The organism is Paenibacillus sp. JJ-100, assembly GCF_948329825.1.
Classification (GTDB): domain Bacteria; phylum Bacillota; class Bacilli; order Paenibacillales; family Paenibacillaceae; genus Paenibacillus.
Genome location: NZ_CAOJCM010000001.1, coordinates 420083 through 433291 on the forward strand (window position 1 = coordinate 420083; position 13209 = coordinate 433291).

The 13209-nt window shown below is 46.1% G+C and carries 12 protein-coding genes; 11 read left to right on the plus strand and 1 reads right to left on the minus strand.

The window, feature by feature from the left end; translation table 11 throughout:
• Positions 1 to 58: 58 nt before the first annotated feature.
• Complete coding sequence (locus tag PQG66_RS02235) at positions 59 to 1270, minus strand: MFS transporter (protein ID WP_272034627.1); 1212 nt, start codon at positions 1268 to 1270, stop codon at positions 59 to 61.
• Positions 1271 to 1472: 202 nt separating this feature from the next.
• On the opposite strand from PQG66_RS02235, the gene hemE reads away from it, so the two are divergent.
• The 11 genes from hemE (at position 1473) to PQG66_RS02290 (ending at position 13049) form a co-directional block, all read left to right on the plus strand.
• Positions 1473 to 2537 (plus strand): uroporphyrinogen decarboxylase, encoded by a 1065-nt coding sequence (hemE, locus tag PQG66_RS02240; RefSeq protein WP_272034629.1) that lies wholly within the window; start codon positions 1473 to 1475, stop codon positions 2535 to 2537.
• Entirely contained in the window at positions 2530 to 3480 is a 951-nt protein-coding gene (gene hemH / locus PQG66_RS02245) for a ferrochelatase (protein WP_272034631.1), read from the plus strand. The genes hemE and hemH overlap by 8 nt, the downstream gene beginning before the upstream one ends.
• Positions 3480 to 4910, plus strand: coding sequence for a protoporphyrinogen oxidase (hemY, locus tag PQG66_RS02250; RefSeq protein ID WP_272034633.1), 1431 nt, complete (start codon positions 3480 to 3482; stop codon positions 4908 to 4910). Before hemH ends, hemY begins: the two co-directional genes overlap by 1 nt.
• A gap of 186 nt (positions 4911 to 5096) precedes the next feature.
• The gene (locus PQG66_RS02255) at positions 5097 to 6497 is read left to right on the plus strand and encodes a CapA family protein (protein WP_272034634.1); all 1401 of its coding nucleotides are present in this window, start codon (positions 5097 to 5099) and stop codon (positions 6495 to 6497) included.
• Positions 6498 to 6524: 27 nt separating this feature from the next.
• Entirely contained in the window at positions 6525 to 7277 is a 753-nt protein-coding gene (locus tag PQG66_RS02260) for a glycerophosphodiester phosphodiesterase (protein ID WP_272036416.1), read from the plus strand.
• A gap of 61 nt (positions 7278 to 7338) precedes the next feature.
• Entirely contained in the window at positions 7339 to 7971 is a 633-nt protein-coding gene (locus PQG66_RS02265) for a fumarylacetoacetate hydrolase family protein (protein WP_272034636.1), read from the plus strand.
• 327 nt (positions 7972 to 8298) lie between these two features.
• Positions 8299 to 8859, plus strand: a complete 561-nt coding sequence (locus tag PQG66_RS02270) for a MarR family winged helix-turn-helix transcriptional regulator (protein ID WP_272034639.1) — start codon at positions 8299 to 8301, stop codon at positions 8857 to 8859.
• An 81-nt stretch (positions 8860 to 8940) separates the two neighbouring features.
• Complete coding sequence (locus PQG66_RS02275) at positions 8941 to 10389, plus strand: aryl-sulfate sulfotransferase (protein ID WP_272034641.1); 1449 nt, start codon at positions 8941 to 8943, stop codon at positions 10387 to 10389.
• A 38-nt stretch (positions 10390 to 10427) separates the two neighbouring features.
• Complete coding sequence (locus PQG66_RS02280) at positions 10428 to 11450, plus strand: ABC transporter substrate-binding protein (protein ID WP_272034643.1); 1023 nt, start codon at positions 10428 to 10430, stop codon at positions 11448 to 11450.
• A gap of 31 nt (positions 11451 to 11481) precedes the next feature.
• Positions 11482 to 12258, plus strand: a complete 777-nt coding sequence (locus tag PQG66_RS02285) for an ABC transporter ATP-binding protein (RefSeq protein ID WP_272034646.1) — start codon at positions 11482 to 11484, stop codon at positions 12256 to 12258.
• A gap of 17 nt (positions 12259 to 12275) precedes the next feature.
• A complete protein-coding gene (locus PQG66_RS02290; RefSeq protein WP_272034648.1) occupies positions 12276 to 13049 on the plus strand; it encodes an ABC transporter permease in 774 nt (257 codons plus the stop codon).
• Positions 13050 to 13209 lie beyond the last annotated feature (160 nt).

The window sequence follows — 13209 nt, forward strand, 5'->3', positions numbered from 1 at the left end:
TCCGGTGTTCTTTTATCGTATGTTACATTATTTCGGCGTCTGACTTGTGTGATTCATCTCAAGCTTTTTCTATGCGTACAGGTTTTTTGTACAACTTGAACCGCACCCATACCATATTAATGAGCAACAGACTGCCAGAGACGATAAATAGTCCTTCGATACCAATAAATCCAGCCATGAATCCACCAATGACCGCACCTAGCATGTTACCCAGTGCCAGTGTACTTGTGTTAAAACTAAATGCACGGCTGATCATATTGTCAGGTGTGTAACCTCGAATCAATGCGTTCACACTCGGGAGTAGCCCTCCCATGAATACACCCATAACAAAACGAACAAGGATCAGCTGCCAGACCGATTGAACAAAAGCTTGCGGAATTAGCATGAGGCCTGTACCAATCAGTGAAAAGGTGAGCACCTTGTGGGGGCCGATCCGGTCACTAAGCTTACCGAGTACAGGTGACATCGCCATATTGGATAGTCCTGTGACTGCCCCGACCATTCCTGCCCAGAACGCCACGTTCACTTCGGTTCCATGAAGTTTTTGTACATATAGGGGTAAAAGTGACATCGGACTGATCATCGCAAATTGCAACAGAAATGTTACAGCAAATAGTGCAGGCAGTTGTGGTGATTTGCTAAGCTCTTTCAGTCCGGATAAGACCGATTGTTCCGGGAGCTTTGCGGCTTTCTCACGGTCGAATGTTTCTCGTACCAGGAACATGGCCAGCATGGAGGCCGCGAAGATGAGTCCACCTGTAATATAGAAAATGGGACGGAAACCAACGGCATCCGCAAGTAAACCGCCGATCAATGGTCCGAGAATCGTTCCTGCTACTTGTCCGGACTGGCTGATCCCCATGGCAAAACCCATACGGTCCTTCGGTGTTGTGCCTGAGATCAGGGCAACCGCAGCCGGGTTGAACCCGGAGATTGTCCCGTTAAGCAGGCGTAATAAAAGAAGTTGCCAAGGGTTCTGTGCAAGACCCATCAGTGCAATGACAACTGCCATGCCGAATCCAGAGCGCAATAGCATGATTTTCCTGCCATATTTATCGGACAGTTTGCCCCAGAGAGGCTGAAATATAAAAGAGGTAAGGAAATTGGCTGCAAAAATAAACCCCGCCCAAATGCCAATTTCATGCTCTCCGACAACTCCAAGATCTCTGGCAAGATACAGGGAGAGAAACGGAGTAATCATGGTCATGCCCGCGTTGACCAGAAACTGTCCGAACCAAAGCACAATGAGATTAACTTTCCAAGTTTTCAAAGTGCTTTCACTTCCTTTCGAGGATTTTCTGTAATTCTCAAAAAAGTCGATTCTTTCATTATATCATAAATGGCATATGAAAAGAGCGTGTAACGAATGTCATAGTATTGTCACCTGGAACTCATCCCTCTATGGTTGTTACTGCTCTTTAAAAAGGGCATAATGGTATTTATGAGTCCATAAACAATTGGAGGCTTCTTACATGAGCTATAATGATCGTTTGATTCGGGCAAGTTTTAAACAGCAGGTTGACCGTGTGCCGGTGTGGTACATGCGTCAGGCTGGACGTTACGACCCTGAATACCGCAAAATTAAAGAAAAATATTCCTTGCTTGAAATATGTCAGCAACCAGAGCTGGCGGCTGAAGTCACTCTAATGCCTGTGCGCAAACTGGGTGTAGACGGGGCTATTTTGTATTCCGATATTATGAATCCGGTTGCTTCACTTGGTATTGACTTTGACATTGTAAAAAATATAGGTCCTGTTATCGATAATCCGATTCGTTCCGCAGCTGATGTAGAGCGTCTTCGTCCTATTGATGTGGAAGGGGACTTGTCTCATATTCTGGAAACCATTCGTATTCTGGACAAAGAACTTGATATTCCGTTAATTACATTTGCTGGTGCACCGTTTACGATTGCGAGTTATCTGATTGAAGGTCAACCATCCAAAGGATATATCCGAACCAAAACAATGATGTACAGTGAACCGGAATTATGGCACAAACTGATGCAGAAGCTTGGAGATATGGTCATTACCTATATTCGTGCCCATGTTGCCAACGGTGGTAAAGCTTTTCAGTTGTTTGACAGCTGGGTTGGAGCACTTTCTCCCAAAGACTTCAAAACGTATGTGCTACCGACGATTACTCGTATCTTTACCGAATTATCGGATTTGAATGTACCGAAGATCTATTTCCCTGGTGTAGCTTCAGGAGAACTGCTGCCAACGCTGCAAAATCTGCAAACGAATGTCATCGGGCTAGACTGGAGAATTTCCATTTCGGAGGGGCGCAGACGTCTGGGCGGTAAATTCGCGGTGCAAGGGAACCTTGATCCGTATATTTTGACTGCACCAATGGATGTAATCAAAGAACAGGCTAAAGCGATCATTGATGAGGGGATCAAGGAGCCGGGCTATATTTTCAACCTTGGACATGGTCTGTTCCCTGAAGCTTCTCTTGAGAAATTAAAAGAATTGACAGCCTATGTTCACGATTATTCAGCAGAAGCCTTGAAGATGGGAGTGACAGTAACCAATGACTAATACGGTAGGAGTACTGGTGATGTCATACGGCACGCCTGAAAATATGGAGAGCATTGAAGCGTATTATACGCACATCCGTAGAGGGCGCCCGCCTGAGCCGGAACAATTAAAAGAGCTGGTGGATCGTTATGAAGCGATTGTTGGCGGTGTGTTCCCGTTGAGAGAAAATACAGATAACCAGGTGAGAACCCTTCAGGAGACGTTACTGCAGGATGAACGACGTGGCGATGTTGATTTTCGTTGTTATCAAGGACTCAAGCATGCTTACCCGTTTATTGAAGATGGCGTGGAACTGATGGCTAAGGATGGTATTCAGAAGGCTATTGGTATCGTACTTGCACCACATTTCTCAACGATGAGTGTGGGTAGCTACATCAAACGTGCTCGGGAGAAAGCTGAGGAGCTTGGCATTGAGATGTCCTTCATCGAGAGTTATCATCTGCACCCGAAACTGATTCAGGCTCTTTCAACACGTGTGAGTGCTAAGCTGGATGCATTCGAAGAAGCAGGAGCGAAGCGTGGGGATGTGAAGGTACTGTTCAGTGCCCACAGTCTTCCGGCGCGTATTGTTGACATGGGTGATCCTTATCCGAATCAATTGCTGGAGACTTCAGAAGCGATCGCTTCCCGAGTAGGATTAACGAATTGGCAATTTACATGGCAAAGTGCTGGACGAACAGCAGAGCCATGGCTCGGTCCAGACATTCTCGATACGCTCCAGGAGCTTTCGCGAGAACAGGTAGAAGATGTGCTGGTGGCCCCGATTGGTTTCGTCTCGGATCATCTGGAGGTACTGTATGATTTGGATATTGAAGCCAAAGCGATCGCTAAGGAAATGGATATGCGTCTAATGCGTATCGACTCGCTCAATAGTGATCCTCTATACATGGAAACGTTGAGTGACTCTATTATTAGCCAATGGCAGCAAGGGTCTGATAACTAATGGAAGACAAGAAACGGCGTATTGTTATCGTCGGTGGGGGTCTGACAGGCCTCAGCGCGGCGTTTTATATCCGTAAGCATTACAGGGAAGCTGGAATTGAGCCAGCAATTACCCTGCTTGAGAAAAGCTCGTCCATGGGGGGCATGATTGAAACCCTACATAGGGACGGATTTGTGATCGAGAAAGGACCTGATTCTTTCTTGGCTCGCAAAACAGCGATGATTGACCTGGCGAAGGAATTGGAAATAGATCATGAGTTGGTCAGTCAGAATCCGGAGTCCAAGAAAACATATATTATGCAGCGTGGTAAGCTTCATCCCATGCCTGCGGGTTTAGTGCTGGGTATTCCGACAGAACTGAAGCCTTTTCTAAGAAGCGGACTTGTTTCTCCAGCAGGTAAGCTACGAGCGCTTATGGACTTTATCATTCCACCCAAACGGACAACGGAGGATGAATCCCTCGGTTATATGATTGAGCGCAGGCTCGGTTCAGAGGTGCTGGAAAATCTGACAGAGCCACTTCTGGCTGGAATCTACGCAGGGGATATGCGGAAGCTAAGTCTTCAGGCGACCTTTCCGCAGTTTGGAGAAGTGGAGCGAGATTATGGAAGTTTAATCCGAGGCATGATGACGGGGCGCAAACCAACCGAAACACACACGGGTACCAAACGCAGTGCTTTTCTGAACTTCCGTCAAGGGCTGCAAAGTTTAGTACATGCGCTTGTTCATGAGTTGCATGATGTGGATCAGCGACTGAACACGTCTGCCCAATCATTGCAACGTCTGGATGGTCAGAGTGCCAGATATCGGATTGAACTGGATAATGGACAATTCGTGGATGCAGATGACGTTGTGATCACTGTACCTACTTATGTGGCCTCACAGCTGCTGAAACCTCATGTGGATACATCGGCTCTGGATGCAATTAATTATGTTTCGGTAGCCAATGTTGTCCTAGCGTTTGAGAAAAAAGAGGTGGAACACGTCTTCGACGGTTCAGGGTTCCTTGTTCCTCGAAAAGAAGGACGTAATATTACGGCATGCACATGGACATCAACCAAATGGCTGCATACCAGCCCGGATGATAAAGTTTTGCTTCGCTGTTATGTTGGTCGTTCGGGAGATGAACAGAATGTGGAGCTTCCTGATGAGGCACTAACGAAGCTTGTTATGAAAGATCTCAGGGAAACGATGGGCATTGAAGCAACCCCTATTTTCTCCGAGATCACAAGATTGCGTAAATCGATGCCGCAATACCCTGTCGGTCATCTCCAGCAACTTGCTAACCTTCGTAAAGAGCTTGGGGATCATATTCCAGGTGTATACATTGCGGGGGCTGGCTATGAGGGTGTAGGATTACCTGACTGCATCCGACAAGCGAAGGAAATGTCTATCCAAGCAACGGCTCAAATTACGAAAGAAATGGCATGAAGTTGAATACGCGTCGTCTCCAGATGTAGTAAAATCTACAGCAGAGGCGGCGTTTTTTTATGCATGTTTTTAGTCTGTCATTATTTTAAATTTATGGACAAGCAGTTCAAAGGAAAGATGTACATCCAGAATATGCTTGATATAATGATATGCAGATGGTTTGTTTGTAAAGAAAAGGAGAGGCCTATGTATCCCCCAAGATCACAGCGAAGCTCAGAAAAAAAGAAAGCAAGACGAACACGTAATGTAAAGGTCAGAATTGTAAATGCCATACTTATTGTAGCGATTGGACTTGTCGGCTTATATTATTTTCTAAACATTCGTGAACAGCAGCCCGCTCCACCTGCTAATCCAGAGGTTGTGCAGGAACAACCGCCTTCGGAAGAGGAAAATAAGGGCGGAGATGCATTGAATCAACCAGATGAAGTTCCAACTGAAACGACGGGTGAAGAATCTAATCCTGTTGATGAGAAGCCAGATGCAGAGCCAGGCAATGCCGGAGAAAATGCTGAATCCGAATCAAGCAAAAATGATGGTAAAGGCGCTGAAAAGCCAGCAACAGACAAGAAGCCTGCTAGTTCCGGCAAAGCAACCTCGGGTAAAACAGATAACGACAAGGGAACTCCCACTACTTCTGATCCATCCAAGGATGTTATCATTCATTTTGTAGGAGATATTCAATTTTCCGGTAAAGTGGCAGAACTTCTGGAGAAGAACGGATATGATTATCCATTTGCAAAACTTGGCTCCATGTTTCAGAAAGATGATCTGACCATTGGCAATCTGGAGACGCCGGTGACCCATGGCGGTACGAGCGCATTGGACAAAACGTACGTATACAAATCTTCGCCCAAAGCTTTGCAAGCGATGGCTACCGCTGGATTTGATGCTGTAAATCTAGCAAATAATCATATTCTGGATCAGGGCGTCGAAGGTTTAGTGGATACGCTAACCTATCTGAAGGAATACGGTATCTCACATGCTGGCGCAGGTATGAATGATACGGAAGCATACGAACCTGCCTACTTTGAACGCAAAGGTATAAAGATCGCTCTGCTTGGTTTCAGTCGAGTTGTACCTGTGGCTAGCTGGAAGGCAGAGGGGAATCGAGCCGGTGTAGCGGAAGCGTATGACTCAACTAGAGCGATCAAAGCGATTCAGGCGGCCCGGAAGAAAGCAGATCTAGTTATCGTTGTAGCGCATTGGGGAGAGGAACGTGTAAGTACGCCGAATGCAGATCAAACGAGGCTTGGACACGAGTTTGTGGATGCGGGTGCAGATCTGGTTATCGGAGGTCACCCTCATGTTTTGCAAGGGCTTGAGTACTATAAAGGCAAGTGGATCGCATATAGTACGGCGAATTTTATTTTTTCTAAATCAACGAACGAAGAGACATGGAAAACAGCCGTCTTTCAAGCAAGTTGTAATCGAGATGCTGCATGCAGTATGAAGGTGATTCCATATGAGGCAGCTCTTGGGCAGGCTGTACCTATGCTTGACGATGCCAATCGGCTTCTACTGGAACAAATGGCGAAGTTGTCACCAGGCATTCGGATCAACACGGATGGAGTAGCAATACCTAAATAAGCATCATACCGCTGGGGAGAGATGATGATGAACAATCTGTGTGTAGCCCATCGTGGGTTTTCTTCTATTGCACCGGAGAACACGATGGCGGCATTTCATATGGCTATGGAGAGACCTGAGGTCCAATGGATCGAACTGGATGTGCAGTTATCCCGAGACGGCGTGCCTGTAGTGATCCATGATTTTACGTTGGAGCGCACGACGAACGGCAAGGGCTGGGTGAAGGATACGGATTGGTCTGCGTTGAAAATGCTGGATGCAGGATCATGGAAGGGCAAGAACTACACAGGTGAGCGTATCCCTTCCCTTAGTGAGGTACTGGATCGTTCATGTGGCAGAGTTCGCTTAAACATTGAACTGAAAACACAAGGGAGCATGTATCCAGGTCTGCCTGCAGCGGTGATTTATGAAATCAGAAAAAGACATATGCAGAATGATGTTGTTATTACATCTTTTGAATCAAGTGCTTTAGTTGAAGTGAAAAAGCTTGCGCCAGAATTGCAAACCGGTCTTATTATCGATGCCAAACCAGGGGATCTACTTACAGCACTGAAACAAATGCACTGCAGCTTCCTCTCACTGGGATATACCAATGTGGACAAAACATTGATGCAGCAAATGAATACTGCGGGCATTCGAGTGATGGCATGGACCGTCGATGATAAGGCTACCATGCGAAAGCTGGCTGCCATCGACTCAGGTGTGATGATCTGTACCAATCGGCCTGATGTCTGGGAGGATGCGTTTCGGGAGACGAGCAGCCGTTTCTTCAGACCTTAACCTTAGTTCAATTTGAACAGATAAACGAAGCAATGAATCCAGTGAAGGTGGTTACAGCTCTATGTTGACTAATATTCGTAATGTGTATTGTGTAGGACGAAATTATAAACTTCATGCCGAGGAACTTGGTAATGCGGTTCCAGATGAGCCGATGATTTTTATGAAACCTTCTCATGCTGTTGTACCATTCAATGGAGAATTACTGGAATTGCCAGCGAATAAGGGAGAAATCCATTATGAGGCTGAACTGGTCATTCGCATTGGCCGAGATTACGAATCGGGAGTGCGTGTAGATGAACTGGTGGATGCCTACGCGTTCGGTATTGATTTTACCTTGCGAGATGTGCAGACGGTAATCAAGAAAAAGGGACATCCGTGGACGGCTGCAAAAGGATTTAAAAACTCTGCTCCCATCACAGCGTTTCAGTCATTTCCGGGTGTTGCGGCACTCCTAGAAAAAGACTTCACCTTGAAGAAGAACGGAATCCAGGTTCAACGCGGGAATATAACCAACATGATCTTCAGCCTGCAACATATTGTGGATTATGTAGGTCATCATTACGGCTTAGGGCCGGGAGATATCATTTTTACAGGTACACCTGAGGGTGTAGGTGCCACGCAGACAGGTGATGTACTAGAGCTCTCTTGGGGCGACGAATCGTTAGGGACGTGCACAATCAAGGTGGCGGAGTAGGAATAAACACGTTATGCCTGCCTGGAATAATAGGGAATGTGAGAAGGGGCGCTTGTGCGCCCTTTTTTTGTGATATCAAATGGGAGGCTTGAAAAGATAAAAAAGAACGATTGAATAATTCTTACTTGACAGGTTGGGTTAGTTGGTTATATGATGATCTCAATTATTTCAACACTCATTTAATGAACAGTGAAATATCGTTGAATGGAATAAAGCTGAATTGAGCTGATTGGACCACCAAAGGCTCCCGGGACTACTCCACTATGGAATGTCCACGGGGGCCTTTTTATATGTAATTTCAGTTCCAGATTCAGAAGGAGGGATGGCGTGAGCGATCGAGACTGGGCAACGTTAGAGAAGACGGATTGGTTATTTCGCAAAATGGTCAGACGATTCGTAAAAGAACGAGATCGCATATCTGTGGAGGGTATCAGTTTGCCTGGTCTTCTTATCCTGCACAAAATTATCCGCGAGGGTGAACAACGACTTGGTGATCTGGCAGAACAATTAGATTTCACATCAGGCGCAATTACCGCGCTAACAGACAAGCTGGAGAAGAAAGGATTTACCGTCCGCAGACGAAAGGAAGATGATCGTCGGACTGTTTTGCTAGATATTACTTCTAGTGGGAGAGAGATGTATGCGAGAAATAGTAACATAGGTGCTCGATGTATCACGCTTCTGTTCGAAGGTTTTAAGACGGAGGAATTGGAACAGCAAAATCGATTTTACGAGCGGGTAATCTTGAATCTGGAGGGGTTCTCAGACAAAGTGCTGGAATCGACGGAGCTTAACCAAGGGAGTCATGAACAGAACCGTTCCTCCACAAGTGACCACGAACAGAAGCGATTAGAAGGTCCTAATGAGCGCAAATATCTCAGTTATTGAGAGCGTTATGAGATGTAGTGCATTTTATATAAGCAATTAAGTATCCAGATTATACAAATACGTTATAAGGAGAGATGATTCATGGGACACTCCACAATCTATCCAACGGGAGCGACGCTATACAATCCGGATAAAGCTTGGGGCGGATATACCGTTTATCAGGCTGGTGAGGAAGGTGTAGTATTGATCGATATGAATGGCAGGGAGGTTCACTTATGGAAAGGATTATTAGGATTTCCGGCCAAAATATTGCCTGGCGGTTACGTGCTGGGCAGTACAGGTCGTAGGGATCCGAAGTTTGGCATCCAGGATAACGTTGATCTAGTCCAGGTGGACTGGGAGGGGAATATCGTTTGGAAGTATAACCGTTATGAACATATCGAAGATCCGGGTTATGAGCCGTTATGGTACGCTCGCCAGCATCATGATTATCAACGTGAGGGTAATCCGGTAGGATACTATGCACCCGGGCTTGCGCCAAAGACGAACAGTGGTAAAACGCTCATCCTGGCTCACAAAAATGTAAGTAATCCGCAAATCTCAGATAAACCATTGCTGGATGATGCGATTATTGAAGTGAATTGGGAGGGAAAGGTACTTTGGGAGTGGCTGCCTAATGAGCACTTTGAAGAGTTGGGCTTTAATGAAGCGGCTCGAAATGTCCTGTTCCGTGATCCCAATACACGTTCATTTGGTCATCTAGGTGGTGGTGTGGGGGACTGGTTACATATTAACTCCGCTTCTTACGTAGGGCCCAATCGATTCTATGAAGATGGAGACGAGAGATTCCATCCTGACAATATTATATGGGATGCCAGAGAGGCTAACATTATAGCCATTACAGATCGACAGACCGGTAAGATTGTATGGAAATTGGGTCCCGATTACGTCTCTTCTGAAGTGAGACACATTGGTACGATCATCGGTCAGCATCATGCACATATTATTCCTCAAGGCTTACCTGGGGAGGGCAATCTGCTCGTGTTTGATAATGGCGGCTGGGCAGGGTACGGACTCCCCAATCCAGCTTCACCATTCGGATTAAAACATGCCATTCGTGATTACTCGCGTGTACTGGAGATTAACCCGGTCACTCTCGAGATCGTCTGGCAGTATACGTCGGCAGAAGCCGGATTTTCTGTTCCTACGGATTCCTATAAGTTTTACAGCCCTTATATCAGTTCCGCTCAACGTTTAGCTAATGGGAATACTCTCATAACAGAAGGCTCTAACGGAAGATTGTTCGAGGTCACTTCAGAGCATGAGTTGGTCTGGGAGTATGTCTCCCCATATACGGATGCACGGAATACCAATATGGTCTATCGTTCGTATCGAGTTCCTTATGATTGGGTTCCTCAGTTAGAGAAACCGGAGGAGATCGCCATTGAGGCCATCGACGTCTCTACTTTCAGAGTACCCGGAGCAGCACCCAAGGGCGCCGAATCTATTGCTAGCGTAGAGATCACTCTTCCTTATGTAGAAGGCGCAGCATGTGTGGCAACCTCTGAAGAAGGGAAGGCGGTTCGTTAGAATCAAGCGGGTACATGGACCGAAAAGGGGTGGAGTTGTTGAGTAGATCATTCATCTTACGAAATGTATTGATATTGTTTTTGGCTACGGCTCTTATTCTATCCGGTTGCAGTTCAAATGCAGTGAAATTGGGAGCGAGTGACGCTACCAGTCAACAGGGTGATATCAAAATCCGGATTGCAGATACAAGCACGAACCCGACATTCAGGGTAGCCATCGCCAAGGGATTCTTCAAAAATCGAGGGATTGACGCAGAGAGTATTACGTTTGGTACCCCGGCTGAAGGTGTGAATGCTTTATTTATCAAACAAGTGGATATTGCTTATGGAGCAGATTTTCCTGTATTGAATGCATTGGCCAAAGGGGATTACTCAGTCATTGCTTCCGCGGGTCAGGCTACAGATCAAGCGGCAGCTGCTTGGAAGCTCTATACTCGCGATGATATTCAGAGCGGAACGGATATGAAGGGGAGAAAAGTGAGCTTTATCCGTGGAACGTTTATCCCTTATCTTTGGGATGAGTATTTGAAAGATCAAGGACTGAAACTAAGCGATGTGACACAAATTGGCCAAGGATCTTTTGATGAGTCTTACATTGCCCTGAAACAGGGGGATCTTGATGCTGTGTGGGTGACAGGTTCTGCCTTAACCGATAAATTCGACACCCTTGAGGGAATACATCAACTGAGTGATATGTCACAGACCCCAATTCGTCTTGGTATGGGGCTGGTGGCAAGTGATGAGTTCATTCAAGCGAACCCCGAAGCGGTGAGTGATTTCCTGGCGGCACTAGATGAAGCGTCGACGTATACACAGGCACATCCCGAAGAGGTTGCAGATTTGATGTATAACGAGACCAAACTTCCTAAAGAAGCCACATTGAAAGACCTTCCGATCAATCCATGGTCAGTCGGATTTACGCAGGCTGCATATGACAGCTTGACGGGGCAAAAGAAATATATGGTGGATACCGGAATTATTGAACAAGATTTTGATCTCGATACGAAACTCAATCTGAATTCTCTCAAGCAGGCACTGCCTGAAAAAGTGACGTACAAGTAAATCATTACTATATTAATTGGAGGTGTCCACGATGACCTTACCTGCAACCCGGCACACGATTCATATTGAACAACTTCGGAAAACGTATCATGCCACAGCGAATGGAGATGTGCACTATATCATCAAAGATGTGGATCTGGTCATTAGAGGAGGCGAATTTTTTGTTCTGCTTGGTCCCAGCGGATGCGGTAAGTCCACGCTGCTGAATATGATCGCCGGTTTCATCTCCAAGTCGGGTGGACAGCTCAAAGTGGATAATAGAGAAATCGAAAGGCCAGGCAGGGACCGGGCAATGATATTCCAACAGGCGGATTCTTCTCTCTTCCCATGGCTCACCGTGAGAGAGAACGTTGAATTTGGGCTGCGAATGTCTAATATACCGAAGACGCAGCGACGTGAGATTTCTGAACGCTATATTCAGCTTGTAGGATTGAATGCTCATGAGGGTAAATTTCCGAAAGAGCTCTCTGGCGGCATGAAGCAACGTGTACAATTGGCGCGGGTACTTGCGAATGATTCAGCGATCTTGCTGATGGATGAACCATTTGGTGCGCTCGACGCGATGACAAGGCGAACAATGCAGAAAGAACTGGTTAATATTTGGAAGGAAACACATAAAACCGTTATATTTGTCACTCACGACATCCAGGAAGCATTGCTACTTGGTGAGAGAATAGGGATCATGTCTGTTGGCCCCTCGTCTAATATAACGGATATCTATCATAACACGTTGCCCTATCCGAGGAACATGAGCTCAGCTGAATTCAACACGCTGTATGACCGAATTCAAGCCCATTTTGAAGAATGAGTGAGGTGAGATAGAAGATGAGATGGTTGGAGAAAAAATGGGTGACTATTCCTCTCCTATGGGTCACGGTTATACTGATCTGGCAGATAGGTGCCTTCATCTACGGACCTGATGTCATCCCAGGGCCGTGGAATACCTTCATGGCGGCACGTGAACTGATTGCTGACGGTACGCTGATGCAGTATATCGGAGTCAGTTTTAGCCGAGTGCTCGCGGGTTGGGTACTAGGAAGCATCATTGCTATTCCCGTCGGACTGATTGTTGGCAAAGTGAATGTCATCCGCCTCTTTGCCGAGCCGTTCCTGAATTTTATCCGTTTCATACCTCCAATTGCCTTTATAACCTTATTCCTGGTTTGGTTCGGGATCGGAGAACAATCCAAGATCGCGCTTATCATGTATGCGACGTTTTTCATCGTTGTGCTAAACACGCTGACTGGTGTGCTCTCCATAGAAGAAGACAAAATACGTTCGGCCCGCAGTATGGGAGCGAATGAGTATCAGATTCTGTTACATGTAATTGTTCCAGCCACGATGCCATATATTTTCACGGGTGTCCGTCTGGCCATGGGGACATCATATATGGCCATCATTGGTGCAGAGATGATTGCTTCCAATGAGGGTGTAGGTTATTTGATCTGGAATTCCAGACTCTTTTTTCGGACGGATTGGATCTTTGTTGGGCTGATCTCTTTGGGACTAATGGGATTCGTTACGGATCGGTTATTCAACTGGTTTGGTCGCAGAGTTCTCTATCGGTATGGTGTTGTTGGAGGAGGGAAGCGAGTTTAAATACGACTATGAACTAATCAAGAACCTGACCTGTTTTGATGCTTCGGGAAGAAGCCAAAACAGGTTTTTTCTGTTCGCCGATCGACTGTTTCGGCATTAGCATCAAACCGTGGTATAATGAACTTTCAAAAATAACTAAACGTCATGTGGACTATATAGC

Coding starts and splice junctions, on each gene's coding strand:
- hemE (WP_272034629.1), top strand. CDS start 1,473: ATGAGCTATAATGATCGTTTGATTCGGGCAAGTTTTAAACAGCAGGTT.
- hemH (WP_272034631.1), top strand. CDS start 2,530: ATGACTAATACGGTAGGAGTACTGGTGATGTCATACGGCACGCCTGAA.
- hemY (WP_272034633.1), top strand. CDS start 3,480: ATGGAAGACAAGAAACGGCGTATTGTTATCGTCGGTGGGGGTCTGACA.
- PQG66_RS02255 (WP_272034634.1), top strand. CDS start 5,097: ATGTATCCCCCAAGATCACAGCGAAGCTCAGAAAAAAAGAAAGCAAGA.
- PQG66_RS02260 (WP_272036416.1), top strand. CDS start 6,525: ATGAACAATCTGTGTGTAGCCCATCGTGGGTTTTCTTCTATTGCACCG.
- PQG66_RS02265 (WP_272034636.1), top strand. CDS start 7,339: ATGTTGACTAATATTCGTAATGTGTATTGTGTAGGACGAAATTATAAA.
- PQG66_RS02275 (WP_272034641.1), top strand. CDS start 8,941: ATGGGACACTCCACAATCTATCCAACGGGAGCGACGCTATACAATCCG.
- PQG66_RS02285 (WP_272034646.1), top strand. CDS start 11,482: ATGACCTTACCTGCAACCCGGCACACGATTCATATTGAACAACTTCGG.
- PQG66_RS02290 (WP_272034648.1), top strand. CDS start 12,276: ATGAGATGGTTGGAGAAAAAATGGGTGACTATTCCTCTCCTATGGGTC.